Annotated in this window: 19 protein-coding genes; 11 read left to right on the top strand and 8 right to left on the bottom strand. The window is 64.4% G+C overall.

The window, feature by feature from the left end; all coding sequences use genetic code 11:
• From M9890_11175 to M9890_11195, 5 genes are all read left to right on the top strand, one after another.
• Positions 1 to 724 (top strand): inositol-3-phosphate synthase (locus M9890_11175; protein ID MCO5177510.1); only part of this gene is annotated, 724 nt, incomplete at its 5' end.
• Positions 725 to 1,167: 443 nt separating this feature from the next.
• Positions 1,168 to 2,448, top strand: a complete 1,281-nt coding sequence (locus M9890_11180) for an iron-containing alcohol dehydrogenase (protein MCO5177511.1) — start codon at positions 1,168 to 1,170, stop codon at positions 2,446 to 2,448.
• Between the two features lie 212 nt (positions 2,449 to 2,660).
• Positions 2,661 to 3,524, top strand: a complete 864-nt coding sequence (locus tag M9890_11185; protein ID MCO5177512.1) for a polyphosphate polymerase domain-containing protein — start codon at positions 2,661 to 2,663, stop codon at positions 3,522 to 3,524.
• A gap of 11 nt (positions 3,525 to 3,535) precedes the next feature.
• Complete coding sequence (locus tag M9890_11190; GenBank protein ID MCO5177513.1) at positions 3,536 to 4,207, top strand: DUF4956 domain-containing protein; 672 nt, start codon at positions 3,536 to 3,538, stop codon at positions 4,205 to 4,207.
• 17 nt (positions 4,208 to 4,224) lie between these two features.
• Positions 4,225 to 5,994 carry a CotH kinase family protein gene (locus tag M9890_11195; protein ID MCO5177514.1) on the top strand — a complete coding sequence of 590 codons (1,770 nt, stop codon included), beginning with the start codon at positions 4,225 to 4,227 and terminating at the stop codon, positions 5,992 to 5,994.
• Positions 5,995 to 6,091: 97 nt separating this feature from the next.
• Here M9890_11195 and M9890_11200 read toward each other — a convergent pair whose 3' ends face one another.
• On the bottom strand, positions 6,092 to 6,940 hold the full coding sequence (locus M9890_11200) for a glycerophosphodiester phosphodiesterase (protein MCO5177515.1): 849 nt from the start codon (positions 6,938 to 6,940) through the stop codon (positions 6,092 to 6,094).
• Positions 6,941 to 7,056: 116 nt separating this feature from the next.
• Between M9890_11200 and M9890_11205 the strand changes: the two genes are divergently transcribed.
• Positions 7,057 to 7,764 (top strand): hypothetical protein, encoded by a 708-nt coding sequence (locus M9890_11205; protein ID MCO5177516.1) that lies wholly within the window; start codon positions 7,057 to 7,059, stop codon positions 7,762 to 7,764.
• Between the two features lie 266 nt (positions 7,765 to 8,030).
• On the opposite strand, the gene M9890_11210 is transcribed toward M9890_11205, so the two are convergent.
• Positions 8,031 to 9,539 carry an AMP-binding protein gene (locus M9890_11210; protein ID MCO5177517.1) on the bottom strand — a complete coding sequence of 503 codons (1,509 nt, stop codon included), beginning with the start codon at positions 9,537 to 9,539 and terminating at the stop codon, positions 8,031 to 8,033.
• 161 nt (positions 9,540 to 9,700) lie between these two features.
• Here M9890_11210 and M9890_11215 point away from each other — a divergent pair, with 161 nt between their 5' ends.
• The gene (locus M9890_11215) at positions 9,701 to 10,948 is read left to right on the top strand and encodes an amidohydrolase family protein (protein MCO5177518.1); all 1,248 of its coding nucleotides are present in this window, start codon (positions 9,701 to 9,703) and stop codon (positions 10,946 to 10,948) included.
• A 413-nt stretch (positions 10,949 to 11,361) separates the two neighbouring features.
• On the opposite strand, the gene M9890_11220 is transcribed toward M9890_11215, so the two are convergent.
• The 5 genes from M9890_11220 to M9890_11240 form a co-directional block, all read right to left on the bottom strand.
• Positions 11,362 to 11,931 (bottom strand): hypothetical protein, encoded by a 570-nt coding sequence (locus tag M9890_11220; protein ID MCO5177519.1) that lies wholly within the window; start codon positions 11,929 to 11,931, stop codon positions 11,362 to 11,364.
• Positions 11,928 to 12,692 carry a hypothetical protein gene (locus tag M9890_11225; GenBank protein ID MCO5177520.1) on the bottom strand — a complete coding sequence of 255 codons (765 nt, stop codon included), beginning with the start codon at positions 12,690 to 12,692 and terminating at the stop codon, positions 11,928 to 11,930. Before M9890_11225 ends, M9890_11220 begins: the two co-directional genes overlap by 4 nt.
• Before the next feature lie 37 nt (positions 12,693 to 12,729).
• Entirely contained in the window at positions 12,730 to 13,095 is a 366-nt protein-coding gene (locus M9890_11230; protein ID MCO5177521.1) for a hypothetical protein, read from the bottom strand.
• A 115-nt stretch (positions 13,096 to 13,210) separates the two neighbouring features.
• Positions 13,211 to 13,540 (bottom strand): hypothetical protein, encoded by a 330-nt coding sequence (locus M9890_11235; GenBank protein MCO5177522.1) that lies wholly within the window; start codon positions 13,538 to 13,540, stop codon positions 13,211 to 13,213.
• A gap of 889 nt (positions 13,541 to 14,429) precedes the next feature.
• Positions 14,430 to 14,612 carry a hypothetical protein gene (locus tag M9890_11240; protein MCO5177523.1) on the bottom strand — a complete coding sequence of 61 codons (183 nt, stop codon included), beginning with the start codon at positions 14,610 to 14,612 and terminating at the stop codon, positions 14,430 to 14,432.
• Positions 14,613 to 14,921: 309 nt separating this feature from the next.
• Here M9890_11240 and M9890_11245 point away from each other — a divergent pair, with 309 nt between their 5' ends.
• Both M9890_11245 and M9890_11250 read left to right on the top strand, forming a co-directional pair.
• Positions 14,922 to 15,158 (top strand): hypothetical protein, encoded by a 237-nt coding sequence (locus M9890_11245; protein MCO5177524.1) that lies wholly within the window; start codon positions 14,922 to 14,924, stop codon positions 15,156 to 15,158.
• Positions 15,159 to 15,317: 159 nt separating this feature from the next.
• Positions 15,318 to 16,454, top strand: a complete 1,137-nt coding sequence (locus M9890_11250) for a diaminopropionate ammonia-lyase (GenBank protein MCO5177525.1) — start codon at positions 15,318 to 15,320, stop codon at positions 16,452 to 16,454.
• 8 nt (positions 16,455 to 16,462) lie between these two features.
• Here the strand turns inward: M9890_11250 and M9890_11255 are convergent, their stop codons facing one another.
• Positions 16,463 to 17,995 carry a hypothetical protein gene (locus M9890_11255; protein MCO5177526.1) on the bottom strand — a complete coding sequence of 511 codons (1,533 nt, stop codon included), beginning with the start codon at positions 17,993 to 17,995 and terminating at the stop codon, positions 16,463 to 16,465.
• A gap of 167 nt (positions 17,996 to 18,162) precedes the next feature.
• Here M9890_11255 and ychF point away from each other — a divergent pair, with 167 nt between their 5' ends.
• The gene (gene ychF / locus M9890_11260; GenBank protein MCO5177527.1) at positions 18,163 to 19,266 is read left to right on the top strand and encodes a redox-regulated ATPase YchF; all 1,104 of its coding nucleotides are present in this window, start codon (positions 18,163 to 18,165) and stop codon (positions 19,264 to 19,266) included.
• A 21-nt stretch (positions 19,267 to 19,287) separates the two neighbouring features.
• Positions 19,288 to 19,852, top strand: a 565-nt coding sequence (locus M9890_11265) for a glycosyltransferase family 2 protein (GenBank protein ID MCO5177528.1), incomplete at its 3' end; no start/stop codon positions are given.

Genomic DNA, 19,852 nt, shown 5'->3' on the forward strand with positions numbered 1-19,852 from the left:
GCCCAGCGAGATCTATGTGTACGCAGCACTGCAGAGCGGAATTCCCTACGCCAACGGGGCGCCGAACTTGACCACCGATCTTCCTTGCATGGAAGAGCTTGCGATCGAGCGGAAGGTCCCCGTCACCGGTAAGGATTTCAAGACAGGTCAGACGCTGATCAAGACGATCCTGGCTCCAGGGTTCAAGGCTCGAATGCTCGGTATGCGCGGTTGGTACTCGACGAACATCCTCGGCAACCGTGACGGTGAGGTCCTTGATGACCCCGAGAACTTCAAGAGCAAAGAGGTGTCGAAGTTGGGAGTCATCGACACGATCCTGCAGCCAGATGTGTACCCCGACCTTTACGGCAACATCGACCACGTGGTGCGGATCAATTACTACCCGCCGCGTGGTGACAACAAAGAGGGCTGGGACAACATCGACTTCTTCGGCTGGCTCGGTTATCGCATGCAGATCAAGGTCGATTTCCTCTGCCGCGATTCGATCCTCGCCGCGCCGCTGCTGCTCGATCTCGCACTGTTCCTCGACCTCGCCAAGCGTGCCGGTATGAAGGGCATCCAGGAGTGGCTGTCGTTCTACTTCAAGAGCCCGCAACACGCCGAATCGGTCTACCCGGAACACGACATCTTCATCCAGCAAACAAAGCTCAAGAACACCTTGCGCTGGATGATGGGTGAAGACCAGATCACCCACCTCGGCCAGGAGTACTACGCCGAGGACTGACGCGGCGCGTAGTGCGGCGGATCAACGAACCGGGCTCCCCCAGGGCCTCATTCAGCATGGGGAGCCCGGTCGGCAGTCGGCCTGGCAGATAGTCATGTTGGGTGGACTGTCAGTGCCAAAGTGGCGAACATGTTGGCGCGACAGACCACACCTTGTCCTGTCATTTCGAGCGCGCACGCGAGAAATCTCCCCTGCATTGGACTGTATCGGACGGGTGGGAGATCTCTCACTGCGGTTCGAGATGACAGAGTACGAGGTTGGCTATCGGCCCGAACGATCGGGAAATCTGGCGTTGGCAACCCAGCGAGTCCTCTGTCGAGCGCACGTTGTCCCTCGGCTCAGCTCCAGCTATGCGCGCTTGTCTGACGCACGAGGCCGTATAGTGACCCCTACCATAACCTTGTGCGGCACGAGATACCGATGTTCGAGGAATGGATGGGGAAATGGCTGCTTACGAAACCGTCTTCACGATGGATACGTCCAGCATCAAGTACGGTCCCGGCTCGACGAGCGAGGTCGGCGAGGAGATGCGGCGGCTGGGCGCGCAGCGCGTCATGGTCGTCACCGATCCGCGCCTGACCGATAGCACTGCGGTGCAGACGACGATGGCGTCACTCCGTGATGCCGGCATCGACGCCGTGCTGTATGACCAGACGCGCGTTGAGCCGACCGATGCGTCGTTCCTCGATGCGATTGCCTTCGCGACGGAAGGCCAGTTCGATGGCTACGTCGGCGTCGGCGGTGGGTCGAGCATCGACACTGCCAAGGTGGCGAACCTCTACGCGACCTGGCCGGCCGACCTGCTGGAGTACGTCAACGCGCCAATCGGCCGCGCGACACCGGTGCCGGGGCCCGTGAAACCGCTGATCGCGATCCCGACAACCGCCGGAACCGGCAGCGAGACGACCGGCGTGGCGATCTTCGACTACGTACAGATGCACGCCAAGACCGGCATCGCCCACCGCGCACTGCGCCCGGTGATGGGCATCATCGATCCGGACAACACGCGCTCGATGCCGCCGATGGTGGCGGCCTGCTCCGGATTTGATGTCCTCTCGCACGCCGTCGAGTCGCTGACGGCGCTGCCGTATAACGAGCGACCGGCCCCGGAGAGTCTGGCAATGCGACCGGCCTATCAGGGCTCGAACCCGATCTCCGACCTGTGGGCATCGAAGGCGATCGAGATGGTCGCGGCCAACATCCTCCGCGCCGTCGAGACGCCGGAGGATGACGACGCGCGCGGCCAGATGATGCTCGCCTCAGCGTTCGCCGGCATCGGCTTCGGCAACGCCGGCGTCCACCTGCCGCACGGCATGTCCTACCCCGTCTCGGGCATGGTCCGCGAATACCAGCCAGCCGGATACGAGGTAGGCCACCCGATCATCCCGCACGGCATGTCGGTAATCCTGAACGCTCCGGCTGTCTTCCGCTGGACGAGCGTGGCCAACCCACAGCGCCACCTGTTGGCCGCACGGCTGATGGGTGCCGACACCGAGGGCGCGTCCGACGAGGACGCCGGAACCATCCTCGCCAACGCGATGATCGACCTGATGCGCCGCACCGGCGTTCCGAATGGCCTCGCGGCGGTCGGCTTCGAGGGTGATGACATCCCGGCGCTTGTGGCCGGCACGATCCCGCAGCACCGCGTCACCAAGCTCTCGCCGCGCCCAGCCTCCGAGGAGGACCTGGCAGGCCTGTTCGCCGACGCGATGCGCTACTGGTAACGCCGCATCATCTTGCCGGTGGCTGACATGCGTCGTTGGTCACCGGCAATTTCTCCGATACACCCCGTCCTCCCCGCCATGTCGAAACCGAGCAGAATCCTCAGGAAACTCACAACCCGTGTTGTGTTTCTGTTAAAGACCGCCCCGTAGCGTTGATTCAGGCCCGACCAATTGGTGCCGCGGCCGCGAGCTGACACGTTACGGGGATACCGATGCAGCAATCTCCAACCGGGAACCTCTTTGTCCCGCCACCGAATGGACACGCGCCAGCCGAGAGAGCCAACGGACTGGCGGCGCTCTCAAACCTGCGCACATTCAATCGCTATGAGCTGAAGTACATCGCCGACCGACGCCTCGTTGCCGGATTTCGTGAGGAGCTACCGGAGAAGCTCGACCGCGATCCGCACGGCCTCGAAGGCTTCTACCCGGTCTGGAGCACCTACTACGACACGAGCGACCTGCTCTTCTACTGGGAGAAGATGGAGGGCGAGCGCTTCCGCCGCAAGCTACGTATCCGCCATTACGGCGACCCGGACGAGCTGACCGCGGAGACGCCGGTCTGGGTCGAGATCAAGCAGCGGGTCAATCGTGTGACACAGAAGCGGCGGCTGAGCCTGCCGTATGCCGAGGCGCTGCGTCTCTGTGCCGGTGCTGATCCGTCGTCGTGCGCGCCGGAAGACGAGCACGTCGTCGAGGAGATCCTCGTGCTGGCGAACACGCTGCGTCTGCGCCCGATCGTCACCCTCGGTTACGTCCGCGAGGCGTACCTGGGACGCGGGCAAGACAGCGGCCTGCGCCTGACGATCGACAGCCGCATTCGCGGCCGCGACCGCGATCTGCCCATCAACATTGCCGGAGAGAATCGCTTCTTCGTCCAGCCGCACCTCTCAGTTGTTGAGGTGAAGGTGAACGAGCGCGTCCCCTACTGGATGACCGAGCACATCGCCCGCCACAACCTGACGTTGCGCCGGATCTCCAAATACTGTCAGGGCGTCCAGGCATACGACGTTGCGCCGCGCTCGGCGTTCCACGATGCGCGCATCGACGAGTCGTCGCTGCTGCACGCGAATTCGTAAGGACACCGCAGATGGGTTTTGAGGATCTTACCGGAACATTCAGCGTCGCCGACATTGTGATGTCGATCGGCCTGTCGTTCCTGCTGGCCGTCGTCATCGGCTTCGTCTATCGCTGGACACACAGAGGTGTGTCCTATAGCCAGACCTTCGTCCACACGCTCGTCATTCTGGCCATGATCGTGTCCGTCGTGATGCTCATCGTTGGCTCCAACATCGCCCGCGCGTTCGCTCTCGTCGGCGCGCTCTCGATCATCCGCTTCCGCAACGCGATCAAGGAAACTCGCGACGTTGGCTTCATCTTCTTCGCCATGGCAATCGGCATGGCAACCGGCACCCGCTTCTACACGCTTGCGGCGGTCGCAACAGGTGCAATCAGCGGCGCGACGATCCTGATGGAGCGCTTCAACATGTTCAAGTTGGATGTCCGCAGCCAGATTCTCAAGATCCAGCTCCCAGCCGGAATGGACTACTCGACCCTCTTCGACGATGTGTTCCTGCGCTACACCAGCCAGTCTGAGCTGATCAGCGCCGAAAGCATCCGCGCCGGGGCGCTGACTGAGCTGATGTACACGGTGCGACTGAAGGGCTCGGCCAAGCCGTACGAGCTGATCCACGACCTGCAGGAGCTGACGGCGGGACAGAAGGTCACGCTCCTGACCGGCTACGACCAGACCGATCTCTAGCGCAAAGAGAAGACGACATGTCACACGTCACACGCTTTTTTCAATCGCTCCGCTGGAAACGCAACCGCAAGCTGGTCAGTGTGCTGCTCGTCGGCTTCGCCGTCCTGGTTCTCGGCTTCGGCAGTGCCCGGGTAACAGCGATCACCTCCAGCGAGCGACACGACGGGCCAGTTGATGTCACGATCGACATCCAGGGGATGGAGGACATCTTCGATCAGAGTACCGTCCACGAGGTCACGGTCACGTTCGATCAGGATGACTACGACCGGATGATCCAACAGTACGAGGCCGACGGCACCAAGGACTACATCGAAGCCAGCATCACCATCGACGGCACGACTATCAGCTCGGTCGGGCTGCGGCTGAAAGGCAACTCGACGCTGCGCGGCCTGAGCGGCACATCGACGACGACAGATGGTCAGGGCTTCCCGCAAATGCAGCCCGACAGCACCACCGATGGCGCGACGCCGGACGCAACGCCCGACACCACCGATGACACTGCCCAGCCCGCCGGTGGGCAGGGGTTCGGCGGCATGGGCGGCGGCATGAGCAGCAGCCTGTCGTTCGACGATCCGTCCAGCCTGCCCTGGCTCATCAGCTTCGACGAGTTTGTTGATGGCCAGCGCTATCAGGGGTACGAGGAGATCGCGATCCGACCGACGACCAGCGGCACGACGATGCTGAACGAAGCGCTCGCGCTGAATCTCGTCGGCGAAGCCGGCCAGGCAACCCAGCTCGCCAGCTACAGCTCGTTCACTGTCAATGGTGCTGAGGCGCAGTTGCGGCTGCTGGTTGAGGTTCCGGAAGAGTCGTATACCGAGCGCAACTTCGAGACGGACGGCGTGCTCTACAAGGCGCTCTCGACCGGCTCGTTCTCCTACCTCGGTGAAGACCCGCTGGCCTACGAGGACGCATTCAAACAGATCACCCGCAAGAATCAGCAGGATCTTGAACCGCTCATCGAGCTGCTGAAGTGGGTTGATGAATCGTCCGACGAGGAGTTCGCCGCCCACCTTGCCGACTATGTCGATGTCGAATCCTTCGCGCAGTACATCGCGTTGCAGGACCTGCTCAACAACTTCGATGACATGAGCGGTCCGGGCCAGAACTACTACCTCTGGTACGACCTCGATACCGGCAAATTCTCGGTACTCACCTGGGATCTGAACCTGGCCTTTGGGCAGGGCATGGGCGGCGGCAACTTCGGGGGCGGTCAGATGCCGAACTTCCAGACCCAGGACGGCACCACCCAGGACGGTACGACGCCTGACGGCGCGACTGACCAGACGCAGCCGCAGCCTCCCACGGACGGCCAGCAAGTGCCGAGCGGTGGACAGGTGCCGACAGACGGTCAAACTTCGCCCGACGGCCAGATGCCAACCGACGACGGCACCACAACCGATGGGCAGACTCCTGCCAATGGCCAGATGCCAAACGGTGGGCAGCGTCCGACAGGCGGATTCCCGGGCGGTGGCCAGATGCCCAATGGTGGCCAGTTCGGGGGCGGCAACGCTGGCGGCATGGGCGGCAACCTGCTGAAGGAACGCTTCCTCGCCTCAGATGCCTTCTCCGACATCTACGCGCAGGCCTACGCCGACGTCTACAACGCGCTGTACGGCGACGGTCAGGCGCTCGCCGAACTCGATGCGCTCAGCGCCGTGCTCGCCAACTCCGGCCTCGTCGATGAGGCAACCCTCCAGTCGGAAGTGGAAGCGCTCCGTTCAGCCATCGAAACCATGATCGCTGCCGGACCAACCGTGACGACGACCACGACAACAACTCCGTAGCTGTCGCGACGGCTACCCGACATAGCGACACCCGTAGCTGAGCGCTACGGGTGTCGTGTGTCTGGATCACGCTCGCATCCGATATGGTCGAACGCCGCTATTCAATCCCCGGGCGCATCACACCGGCCAGATCATTGTCGCGCTGGTGCGGCTGGCCGATGGCCTGCATCAGGGCCAGGTTGTCAGTCGTCACCGCGCCAACGCCCAGCGCGATCAGGTCGTTTGCGCGCTGGACATCGTTGACCACCCAGGCGTTGATAAACAGGCGCTGCTCACGGAGCCAATCGACCAGACCAGCATCGAGGAGCGTCTCCTTGATCGTCACGCCATCCAGCATCTTGGCCAGCTCCTCGTCGGCCAGCAGCACCAGCAACTCGTAAGTCTCACCGATGCTGAGCGCGCGCAACGCGTGCGGGGCGCTCTCGGCCAGCACCCCCAGCGCGGCGGGATCGCGCGACGACACCAGGAAGATCTTGTCGGCGTATGCTTCGTCGTTCAGCAGCGCCGCCACCTCGTCGAGATACCAGTCTGCCGACGACTTCAGGTCGAACTGAATCGCCTCAGCCTCGGTGGTTGCATCGAGGACGTCGCGCACCGTCGAGCCACGGAACCAGCGCTCAGCAAACCGACCCTTCGGCTCGGAGTGTCCGGCATAGAGTCCACCAGCGTACGGGATCACATCAATCTCAACGATGTCCGCCCCGTGGCTCATCGCATCGCGCGCAGCGATGACGCTGTCACCGGCGTTGTGAGCGACGACAAACGTCCCACTATGGCCGGTCAACAGGTCGCGCTCGAATGCTTCGTAGTACAGTCGCGGACGCTGGCGGTTTGCGTAGCGATCTGCCAGGCGATCCTCGACGAGCAGGGCACAGACAACCAGCATCGCGATAATCGCGATGCCACTCGAGAGTATTCTGAGCCTGCTGGAGCGAATGTTCGCCATTCGTCGCTCCTTACGTCAAGTTGCCAGTAGCGCGAGGCGCGACGCTCAACACCACGACAGGATCACGATTGATCGACCTGCATACACATATTCTTCCAGGCGTGGATGACGGTCCGATGACGATCGTTGACGCGCTGGCGATGCTGCGGCTGGCCGCTGCCGACGGCATCACGACGCTCGTCGCCACCCCGCACAGCCACCACGCCCGCGACACCGATATCCGACTCGCCGCAGAACAGCTGCAACGCGCCGCCTGTGCAGACGGGCTGCCACTCACGATCCTGCCGGGCAGTGAGGTGCGCATCACGTCCGGTCTGGATCGCGCGTTCCGGGCTGGCGAGTTGCAGACCATCAACGACGGACCGTGGCTGCTGTTGGAGCTGCCATTGCACGATGAATGGCCGCTGCCGCTGGTACTCGGCGTGCTGGAACGCCTGAGGAATGTCGGCGCTCGCCCGATCCTTGCCCACGCAGAACGCTACCCGTTCGTCCAGCGCCACCCCGCCGCAGTCACCGACATCGTCGTGCTCGATGTACCGATCCAGATCAACGCACAGTCTCTGCTCTATCGCGATACGGATCCCGACCGCGTCACCGCCGAAGCGCTGCTCCGCGCCGGCCTCGTCCACCTGCTCGCCAGCGACGCCCACAACGCCCGCTACCGCCCACCGGTGCTCAGTGCTGCGCTGGCATGCGTCGCCGACCTGACCTGCCAATTAGTTCCGACGCAGATGCAGAACCTTGCGCGTGCCATTGTCGAGGGGCGCGAGGTTGAGGTGCAGGTGCCGCGGCAAGAATGTGCAGCAGACTCTACGCATGAATAGACGAGCGCAATGAAGAATCCGTCCCTCCCCGCCTGACTTCCTCAAACGGGCGGGAGATTTCTCGCGTGCGCGCTCGAAATGACAGAGGGCGGGGTTGGCTGTCGAATCGGACTGCTCGCCATTTTCGGCAATGTCGAGCGGCTGGATCGGCAACCTCCATTTTCCTCTATCATCTTGAGCGCGTAGGCGAAAGATCTCCCCCCGGTCGACTCAGTCCGACGCTGGGCAGATTGCGGCGGTGGCTGCCGTAACTGCGTGCCCTCCCGCTACTGCCGCCTTGGCCTGACCATCGCGTCAGTCCAGCCGGAGTCGCGCTCGGCGACCAGGTCGGAGCGGCGGATCTTGCCGGCTTCGTTGCGCGGCAGAGCGGGCAGGAACTCGTAGGTCTTCGGCACCTTGTACGACGTCAGGTCGTGCCGCGCGTGCTGGTCGAGCGCTTCCGCTGTTGGCGGGTTGGCCGGGTCGAGCGGCTGGATGACGGCGTGGACACGGCGGCCCCAATCCTCGTCCAACACACCGATGACGGCGACATCGTCGACCAGCGGGTGCGTGCCAAGCACGGCTTCGACTTCGGCCGGATAGACGTTCGCGCCGCCGGTGATGATCAGGTCAGTGCGGCGATCGGCGATGTAGAGGTAGCCGTCCTCGTCGAGCCAGCCGAGGTCGCCGACCGACTGGAATCCGTCCTCGGTCGCCTTCGGCTCAGCGCCGATGTAGCGATAGGTCACCTCGCCGGAGGCGGGCCGCATGAAGATCTCGCCAATCTCGCCAGGCGGCAGCGCGCGACCCTCGGCATCCTGAATCCGGATCTCGCTGCCCGTCGAGCGCCCGACGCTGCCGGGATGCGTCAGCCACTCGTCGCCGCGGACGATCGTCGCACCGATGCCCTCGGTCGAGCCGTAGACCTCATAGATCTTCTCGGCACCGACGAGGTCGATCCAGGCGCGCTTCAGCCACTCAGGGCAGGGCGCAGCGGAGGACTGGATGCCCTCGATGCTCGACAGATCGCGCTGCTCGATACCGGGCCGCAGATAGATGCGCCGCAGGATGATCGGCGGCATGTAGGCGTAGTTCACCTTGTACTGCTCGATCAGGTCGAGCGCGCGGTCGGCGTCGAAGCGCTCCATGATGACCAGCACATGATCGTCGGCCAGACCGCCGTAGACGCTGAGAAACGGCGAGTTGTGATACAGCGGCGCGGCGAGGAGTTGGACCGAACCATGCCGCGCGCCGAGCTTGCTGCCGCGCGCAGAGTACTCCACCGGATTCCAGGTCGGGTCGGTGATGATCTTGGATCGGCCGGTCGAGCCGCCGGAGGCAATCGCCTTGCCCGGATGCGGCGGATCAATGTCGAGCGGCTGATCGTCATAGCCATCGGCCAGCGCGACATCAGCCTGACTAATCCGCGGCCAGTCGATGTCGTCCCACTCGGCACAGACGAGCGACGGCTGCGCCAGCGCGAGGATCTGGTCGCGCTCATGGGCTGGCAACGCTGCACGTAGCGGCAGGACCAGTGCGCCGAGCTTCCAGGCGGCGGTCGTCAGCAGGACGTGCTCGATCGAATTCCACAGGCCGATGACAACCATCGTCCCGGCCGCGACGCCGCGCTCACCGAGATACCGCGCCAGTCGGTTCGTTGCCTGCTCGTACTCCTGCCAGGTGATCATCGTCTCGCCACCGGCGGTCGCGGCGAAGATGAGCGCCGCCTTGTCCGGATGCTCGGCCGCCAGCGCGCCAACCTGTCGACCAAACGTCATTCCCGCTTCGGTTCCCACCACACGCTCCCCACACCTGTGCTGCAACACATCGGCGCTATAGTACGGCGAATTCGCATCACCGTCGCCGATGCGTCAGGACACCGCGATAGTGAATACTGTGTCCCACGAATACATGAGAATCATCGCAATGCTGCGGTAGGCAGCGAAAGGACACCCGAGTGGCAACACAGATTGTTCGGAATGGCCAGCTGATTGATGGCAACGGGGGCGACCCGATCGCCAACGGGGCGGTGCTGGTCGTGGACGGGCAGATCAGCGCCGTTGGTGCCGACGGCAGCTTCAGCGTGCCGGACGACGCGGTCGAGATCGACGCCGGTGGCGGCACAATCCTGCCGGGACTGATCGACACCCACGTCCACATCACCGGCGAAGGCATGAACCTCGCCAGCCTGCTGACAACGCCGTTCTCGTATCGCTTCTACGAGACCATCGGCTACATGCGCAAGACACTGGACGTCGGAATCACGACGATCCGCGACGCGGGTGGTGCCGACGCGGGCATCAAGATGGCGGTCGAGAATGGCCTCATCACCGGCCCACGCATGCAGATCAGCATCAGCGTCCTCTCAACCACCGGCGGGCACGGTGACGGCTGGATGCTCTCCGGCAACAACGTCATGATGATGCCGCCCTATCCCGGCAATCCTGACGGCATCTGCGACGGCCCCGAAGAGGTGCGCAAGAAGGTCCGCGAGGTGCTGCGCGCCGGAGCCGAGGTCATCAAGGTCTGCTCTACCGGCGGCGTCGGCAGCCCGACCGATCACCCGAACTTCACCCAGTTCTCGATTGAAGAGCTCAAAATCATGGTCGAGGAAGCGCACTTCCACGGCGGTCTCAAGGTCATGTCGCACGCACAGGGTGCGGAAGGCATCAAGAACGCCGTGCTGGCCGGTATCCACTCGATCGAGCACGGCATCTTTCTGGACGACGAAGCCATCGAGCTAATGCTGGAGCACGGCACGTTCCTCGTGCCGACGCTGGTCGCGCCGCTCGGCGTCCTCGAGTCGGTCGAGCAGGGTAACGCCGCGCCGGAGTACGCGCTGCGCAAGGCGCGTGAGTCAGTGCAGGCGCACAAGGACAGCATCGCCCGCGCCTACCAGGCCGGCGTCAAGATCGCGATGGGCACCGACGCCGCCGTTATGCCGCACGGCACGAACCTGCGCGAGCTGGGCCTGATGTGCGACGCCGGCATGTCGCCGATGGAGTCACTGGTGGCGACGACGAAGGTCGCTGCGGACTGCCTCGGCTGGCAGGATCGCGTCGGCACGCTCGAAGTCGGCAAGTACGGCGATGTCGTCATCACTCGCACCGACCCGCTGGCCGACATCCGCTCGCTGGAGGACACCAACAACATCGCCTTCGTCATGAAGGGCGGCGATGTCGTCAAGGACATCCGCAACGCCTAGGGCCTCACTGCAGCAACTCGCCTGATGTGGCATGGACGTGGGTGTGGCAGCCATCCTTGATACCTGTCATCTTGAGCCGCAGCGAAAGATCTCCCCTGAGTTGGTACGCATCCAATTTGGGGGAAATCCTTCGGCTGCGCTCCCAGTAGTCCCGAACATGGAGTCTATTGGGCATGCGGCGAACCCCTTCCTCTGTCATCCTGAACGGAGTGAAGGATCCGTTTCCTTGTTTGAAACTTGTCAACGGGGAAGACGGATGTTTCGCTTCGCTCAACATGACAGAGAAAGGTGCCGACTGCCAATTTGGCAAATAGGGATTGACAACACACTCAAGTTGACAGGCTAGAGTGAAGGTTGCCGACCGGACATTTCATGCTGGTCAAAGCCATCACGATGTCACGCAACCGACCTGTCTACAGTTCGTCAGGCTTGTCCCGCGGCGTTGCCTGCGCGGCGGTGAGCAGGCCGAGCGCGCCCAGCAGCAGCCCGCAGAGCAGCGACCAGCCCTCGACCGGCACCTGCTTGGGCCACGCCCAGCGACTGGCGGCGTCGAGATAGAGCGTGGCCGCAGCGTAGGCCAGCGGCGCGAGCCAGGCCAGCCGGTGGCCGAGGACGCGGCCGCTCAGCAGCGCCAGCCCGGTGTAGCCGACGAGCGTGCGTGTCAGCGCCAGCCGCAGGTCGGCACCGGCGACGCTCGCCGCGCCGATCAGCAGCGCGATGCCGATGGCCAGCAAGCCACCCAGATAGAGCACGCGGAAGAGCGGCAGCGGTCGGCTGGCGACTTCCTCGACATCGCCGAATGGCGACCGGGCCGTGACACCGATCACGACCGCCGGTAGCAGCGGCAACGCCAACGCCGCCAGATCCAACGGCAGCTCGTCGTAGCGCAACAGGCAGAACCAGGAGAGCAACGCAGCCACCACCAGCCAGACCAGCGCTGGACCAACCAGCCGCGTGCGCAGAAACAGAACCGCCAACCTCACGGTAGATCAGCCAGAGTTAACGCCCCAACTCTCAAATCAGCGAAGTGCGCTTCGAGCCAGGCATGCTGCTCGGTTTCGGGGAGCGCGGCGAAGCGCTCGCCCGCGGCACAGGCCGCCGCGCTGGGGAAGCCCATGCCGGGATCGACGGACACGCCACACATTGTGTGGCCGCCGATGCGGATCAGCAGCCAGACGCTGATAGCCTGCTGCGCGTCGTTCTCGATCCGCCCATACTGTCCCAGCGTCGATTCATCCGCGACGAGTTGATCGACACAACCGTCAACGACAATGCGAGTGCCATCAGTGCGTCCAGTGCCAAAGCCGATATTGCGACACTCAACCGGAGAAGTGATGCCCGACAAGCCACGCAGTGGCGCGACGAGATACTCAGCATCGGCGACGGCGCGATCCAGCCACGGCTGGAACTGTGGATGCACGCAGACAACAACCTCGTCACCACGGCAGACCGGCTCCGGCGCTGTGTACTCCTCGACAGCGATCGTGTTGCCCCAGCCATCGACCAGACGGTCGTTAGCCCAGTCCCAGCGTGGCGTCTCAGCCCAGACCATGACCACAGTAACAACAACCAGCGCGAGAGCTCCACCAAGCAGGAGACCACGCAAAAGATCGCGACGCAGCGTCAGCCACAGAGCAGTGAGGCCAACTCCAGCTAGCGCGGCGTAGAGCAGCGCCTGCCACGCGACAACACGTCCGGCATCATTGCTCAGGGCGAGTTGATCCAGCCAAGTTGTTGTCTGCACCATGACGGACTCACCTGACAGATTGCCTGTGTAGACGCTAGTCGTCGTTGATGAGAGGTAAATCGCGAAAGAATGCGGTAGCCGGCCAGATAGCCCAGGCGGCGTGCGCCATTACCGCCGCGACAACGACTACTGGCCGTATCTCTGGCCCGCTCCAGGTCGCGTTCGGGGCAGTCCGGACAAACATGTAGGTCGCGACGAGCAAATAGCCAAACAGCGCCCAGGCGGTTGTCGCTGACACAAGCGTGAGGTGGCGGCGTGCGGCTGGCAGGGGCGTCGTGGCCAGCGGGTCGGACACCGAGCGCCGCCGATCGCGCCCCGCCATCCAGGCAGCCGCACCGGCGATGGCTGGCGCCGCCGCGGCGCGACCGACTTGCGCAGCAGCTCGTTCGTGCTCGACCACAGATACGGCTCCCAGAGCTGCGAGTCGAGCATGTACCAGGCAAACAGCAGGATGACCGGCACGAGCAGCAGCGCCGCGTTGTGACGCGCCTCGATGGCGAACAATCGCAGCGTCGTCATCCGCGCGCTCCGGTCAGCACACGGGTGTAGCCGCGTTCCAGCTCCGAATCGCCAACGCCACCTTCCGCAAACGAGCTGAGGTCGTCGGGCGTGCCGCGAAAAACGATACCGCCATCCAGCAGGGCGACCTGATTGACGGCAGCGACGTCCTCAATCAGACCCGTGCTGATGATGACGGTGCCAGTCTGCCCAACCTCGCGCAGCAACGCGCGGAACAACACGCGCTGCTCGGGGTCGAGTCCGGCAGTCGGCTCGTCGAGCAGCAGCAGATCCGGGTCGTTCACGATCGCCTGAGCGATGCCGACGCGCCGCAACCGTAGCGCCACCTTTGTCTGCCGCCGGAGAGCGTCTTCAGCTTCGACTTGGCACGGTCAGCCAGCCCGACCCGTTCGATCGCTCGAGCGACAGCCGGCCGGACGGCTGCGGACGGCATCTCCTTGAGCAGCGCGAAGTACTCGACAAACTCAGACGGTGAAGCCAGGATAGTAGCCCGGCTGCTGCGGCGAATATGGCTGACGCGAAGCGAATCGCCGTACGCTCTGCCCTCGACGCGGATCGTAGCCGAGCAGGCGCAGGTCGCCACTCGCTGGTGACAGGACAGTCGCAAACGTGCGCAGTAGCGTCGTCTTGCCAGCGCCGTTCGGGCCGAGCAGGCCGAAGACACCACCGGAGATCTGCAGGTCGACCCCGTTCAGGATCGTCGTGCGGCCAATCCGTTATGTCGGACTGCGCGTAAACGCTCAGCATCGCGTTCAATCCTCATCGTTGCCTTTCGATTCGAAGGCGCCCTGGACACCGTAACTGCGACCGCCAGCGCGCCATAGATCGGAATGAGCCACGCATCTATACCGCCGCCATGCCACCGAGCAAGATGAGCCGCCGAGAACAGTCAACGCCCAACCGAGCACGACCACCGCCGCGCCGGCCAGCGCTGACACCGGCCGAGGCAGCGGCCAGACCTTTTCGAGCATTGCCATCGGCACCAGCCGCACCTGCAGGGTCCGGCGTCAGCGCGCGTCGCCAACGACGATCGAGGCCAGCAGACCGAGCAGCGCGTTGAGCCACCAAGGCTAGCTGCAGCCTTGCCGTGAGAACGGCACTGTTCGCTCGCGCAGTTGCCATCGAGCGGCTCGACTCCAGGGCTGGATCGACGCCAGGGCCGTAGGCGAACGCGATGCCGATCCCACAACAGCACCGGCGCGAGCAGCGCCTCAGTCACAGGTCTACCGTCTGCGCCGTCACCACAATCCCGACACCCCAGACGACGACGCTGGCCAACGCAGCCACGACACGACCAGCGACAGTGTCGTCACGATGACGCGCGCAGCTGCCTGCGCGACCGGTGACAGGCGCGTCAGCGCACGCTCCGGCAACACCGGTCGGAGAACGTCCGAACATCCCCGGCTACGTCCAGACGCGTCCGAAGTCGACATCGGAGGTACGCGATCACTCACGAGAGCCTCGCTTCAACACCAGCGCGCAACAGTCGGCGGATGCGGTACGTCCGACTCTTGACCGTACCCCTCCGGGATGCCCATGCACTGGGCGGCGTCGGCAGTCGAGCGATCCTCGATCAGGACCATGCTGCACTGAATCGCACGTGATCAGTGCTCGATCAGCAAACGCGTGTTGCAGATCGACGCGTAAGGCGGACTGTGTCGCCATGTCCTCGGTCATGTGCATTTCCAGATCAGGCAGCGGCCGGCTGTGCTTGCGCGCCCAGAGCGCCGCCTGCCGAGCCGCGATGCCCCATATCCATCCTCCAACCTGTCCCGATCCGCGATAACTACCTGCGCCGCGCCAAACAGCGAGAAACGTCTCCTGCAGGACATCCTCGACGGCGTGGGCAGGCAGATGCGCCCGAAGTCGGGCAGCCAGCCAGCCGGCGTAGCGCTCGAAGAGCGTCCGCAGTGCCAGATCATCTCCACCAGCAACGGCGGTTAGCAGGTCGTGGTCATCCATCTCACTTACTCTGTTGTGCGGAAGGCTCGATTGGTTCACACCCGGCGTTCTATGCGACCATATGAGCGCCGAAAGGGCGAGGCGGCGCTGTGGAATCGCCCCCCAAAGAACGACAATCGGAGCGTAGCAGTGTCATCGAACGTGCAGACACCACGGACCTATATCAACACACATGTCGTCGCGGAGTTCAGCGACTCGCCGAGCCGCGACCCGCTGGCGTTTCATCGTGCGCTGGCCGGTTATGCACCGTCGCGGCTGGCCGAAGCACCGCACGCCGCAGCCGCGCTGGGCATCGGTCGGCTGCTGGTGAAGGATGAGTCGAGTCGGCTCGGGCTGCCGGCGTTCAAGATCCTCGGCGCAGCGTGGGCGATCTATCGCGCGCTCGAAGCGCGTCTCGGCGGCTTCGCGCCGTGGGAATCGCTCGACGACATCGCAGCGCAGATCGCGCCGCTCGGCAACCTGACGCTGGTGGCGGCGACCGACGGCAACCACGGTCGCGCCGTCGCACGCATGGCCGCGCTGCTGGGCCTGTCGTCGCGCATCTATGTACCGGACGACATGGTCCATGCGCGCCGCGACGCGATCGCCAGCGAAGGCGCGGAGGTCGTCGTCTTCCACGGCACCTACGATGAAGCGGTTTCACGCTCAGCCGAAGACGCCGACGACACGCACCTCGTTATCTCCGACACCTCGTGGCCCGGCTATCAGGACGACCGGCCTGGGGTGATCGACGGCTACTCGACGATCCTCTGGGAAGTCGATGACGCGGCCGAGCGCGACCTCGCATCGCCTGATCTGGTCGCCGTCCAGATCGGCGTTGGCGCGCTGGCATCGGCAGTCGTCTCGCACTTCCGCCGCCCCGGCGCGTCGCACCCACGCATCGTCGGCGTCGAGCCAGCCCACGCCGCCGGGACAATTGCGTCGATGGAGGCCGGCGAAATCGTCTCCGTCCCCGGACCGCACGATTCGATCATGGCCGGCCTGAACTGCGGCGAGCCGTCGATGCTGGCCTGGCCGATCATGTCGCGCGGCATCGATCAGTTCGTCTCGGTCGTCGACGAGCGCGCGCGTGAGGCGATGCGGCTGCTGGCTGCCGACGACATCGTCGCCGGCGAGACCGGCGCAGCCGGACTGGCCGGACTCCTCGACCTGCTCGGCGGCCCCGACGCCGACCAGCACCGCGCCCGCCTCGGCGCAACGCCCGACGCCACCGCCCTCATCATCGTCACCGAAGGCGCGACCGATCCGGCGGCGTATCAGCAGATCATCGGCGGGTAGGCCGTGCCCTACATCACCCCCGCCTGCTCCAGCGCGCGGAGCACAATGCCGGCTCCAACCAGCGCGACGACGAGTGCGCTGAACGCCGGGAGCAGGCGGGGCACGCCGGGGGTGAGCGAGAAGCGATCGAAGACGCGGCGGGCATACACCAGCAGCAGGCCGATAGCTGTCAGGACCGCTGCCAGCCCGACTGAGAACGCCACGACCAGCACCATGCCGAAGCCGAGCCGGTCGAGTGAGATCGCGCCGAGCAGTAGCACGAGCGCCGATGGGCAGGGGATCAGGCCACCGCTGACGCCGAGCGCCAGCAGGCTGCGCCACGTCACCGGCGTACCATCCGCGCCGGGTGGCAGATGCGAGTGTCCATCTGGTCCGTGGTCATGGTTATGGGCATGATCGTGATGGTGGTCGTGGGTGTGGCTGTGGCCGTGCTCGTGCTCGTGCTCGTGATCGTGCACATGATGATGGTGATGATGCCCATCTCGCCCGCGTATGCGCTGGACAAACAGTGTCAGGCCGATGGCGACGACCAGCAGCCCGGAGACAACGCTCAGCCAGGGGAAAAGCGTCTCGGGCAGGATGAAGTGCGACAGGTACAGCGTCACCAGGCCAAGCGCGAACACACCGGCGGTGTGCGTAATCGTCACCGTCAGCCCGAGAAAGACAGCGTGTCTGGCCGTGCCGCGTGCACCGATGAGATAGGCCGCGACGACTGTCTTGCCGTGTCCGGGCGACAGCGCATGGACCGCTCCCCAGAACATCGCCAGGAGCATCGAAACGACAATGACCCATGGTGTCAGCTCGCGCGCGGTGATGAGCGACGCAACCCGGTCCGTCGCGCGCCCACCGCGATCGGTCGCTTCAACTCGCGCCGCGTTCTCAGCCGCAGAGTGCTGCGCCGCTCCGGCCGGGCCGGGCGCAATCGTGAATGTCGCCTCAGCGTCATGCAGCGGGTTCGCCAGCATATCCTCGGGATAGGTGCGGAGCTCGTCCGACGTATCGGCCGACGAGACGGACGACTCACTGATCGCCACACCATCGCCCCCCTGCACGACGATCTCACGCCAGCCGAGGCGGTCCTGATAATTGCGATCGACGTAGCCGCCACGCCCGTTCGCAGCCCAGCCCTCGGGCAACTGCGAGGTCAGGTCAAGCTCCAGCCGCAAGGTCTGCAGACCGCCCTGACCCGGCAGCAGCTCGGCGGAGCGGCGCGTCTCGGTCAGCGGCAGCACCTCGTTGCCGATTGTCAGGCGCAAGCCCTTGATGATGACCGACACACGCTCGCTAAGCCACTCCTGATTCTCGGCGTCGCTGACCGTGCCGTCGCCGTTGGTGTCGAGGAACTGCATCTCCTGAAAGGTCGGCACTTCGGCGTAATCGAGCACGTACGTGATCTGGACGCTCTTCGTCGAGAACACGATCCGGCTGTAGCGGTTGGTGGTGAAATTCCCGAGTGGGTGCGCGGATACAGATGCGGGCAGGAGCGCGGCGACGATCGCCGCAACCAGCAGCCCTAGCAGCACGAATTCAAGTCGACGCAACACCAGCGTGATCTGCTCCCTGTTATCCAGTGCCGAATCTGCCCACGATGGCTGATTCTACCCCCGACCATGCGCGCTTCGATTGGCCGCAAGGCTTCAGGTACGGTACAACACAGGGTCGAGCGTCGGAGGGCGGCGCAGGTGGCTAGCTGAAGGAACGAGCGTCGATGCTGAGACTGGTCATTGTCGGGCTGCCGCAGAGCGGCAAGACAACGGTGTTCAATGCACTCACCCGCTCCGAGGCGGTCACCGGTGGATTCTCGACCGCCGAGGGCGAGGCAAACCTGGCGACTGTGAAGGTGCCGGATCCGCGCCTGGACGCACTCACCCCGCTGTTCAATCCGAAGCGGATCGTGCCGGCCGACGTGCAGTACCTCGATGTCGCTGGGCTAGCCAAGGGTGTCGGCGAATCGGGCATGGGTGGCCAGTTGCTTGGCCAGCTTGCCCAGGCGAATGCGCTCGTCCTCGTCGTCCGCGCCTTCGAGGACGACAATGTGCCGCACCCGGAAACGACCGTCGACCCACTCCGCGACCTCGAGACGCTGCTGCTGGAGTTCACCTTCTCCGACCTCGGCATCATCGAGAAGCGCATCGATCGCATCGACCAGACTGTCGGCAAGCTGCGCGGCAATGAGAAGGAACAGTACGAGCGCGAACGCGAGGCGCTGGTGCGCTGCAAGGCGGCGCTGGAAGACAGCACGCCGATTCGCGAGGTTGAGCTTGACGAAGAGGAAGAGCGGCTGCTGCGCGGCTTCGGCTTCCTGACGCAGAAGCCGCTGCTGGTGCTGTTCAACGTCGGCGAAAACCAGCTCGGTGAGCCGTCCGACGAGCTGGTCGCCAGCGCCCGCGAGCAGCAGGGCCGCCCGGGCGTCGAGATTCACGCGCTGGCCGGACAGATCGAAATGGAGATCTCCCAGCTCGACGCAGAAGATGCCGAGCTGTTCATGGCCGACCTCGGCATCAGCGAATCGAGCCTCGACCGCGTCATCCGGCTGTCCTACGATCTGCTTGGGCTGATCTCGTTCTTTACCGTCGGCCCGGACGAGGATCGCGCCTGGACCATCCGGCGCGGCGCGAGCGCTGTCGAGGCGGCCGGCGAGATCCACTCCGATATCGCGCGCGGCTTCATCCGCGCCGAAATCGTCGCCTACGACGACCTGCTGGCGACCGGCAGCATGGCCGAGGCGAAGAAGGCCGGCAAGCTCCGGTTGGAAGGGCGCGCCTACATCATGCAAGATGGTGATATCGCCCACTTCCTGTTCAACGTCTAACGCAGCACAGCAGGAGCATCGATGAGCGCGTCGGCGACAACCGATTCGCAGCCAGCCGAAATCATCCCGGAGTCGGGCCGCGCCGCCTTGAGCGTCGTCGTTCCGCTGCTCAACGAGGTCGAGAGCCTGCCGCAGCTCCACACTGAGATCACGGTCGCGTTGGCTGCGCTCGATCTGGCCGGACCCGCGGAGATCATCTACGTTGATGATGGCTCGACCGATGGGTCGGCCCGCATCCTGCAGCGCCTGTTCGAGTCCGACCCACGTGTGCAGGTCATCCAGTTCCGGCGCAACTTCGGCAAGTCGGCGGCGCTGGCGGCCGGCTTCCAGGCCGCAACCGGCAAGCTGGTCGTCACGATGGATGCCGACCTGCAGGATGTTCCGGCCGAAATCCCGTCGCTCCTTGCACCGATCCTGAACGACGAAGCAGACCTCGTCTCCGGCTGGAAGGCCGACCGGCAGGACCCTGCGTCGAAGACGGTTCCATCTGCGCTATTCAATCGAGTGGTGCGGGTGATGACCGGCGTCGAGTTGCACGACTTCAACTGCGGCTTCAAGGCCTACCGCGATGAAGTGCTCGACGAAC

It is taken from the genome of Thermomicrobiales bacterium (genome assembly GCA_023954495.1).
Lineage (GTDB): Bacteria > Chloroflexota > Chloroflexia > Thermomicrobiales > CFX8 > JAMLIA01.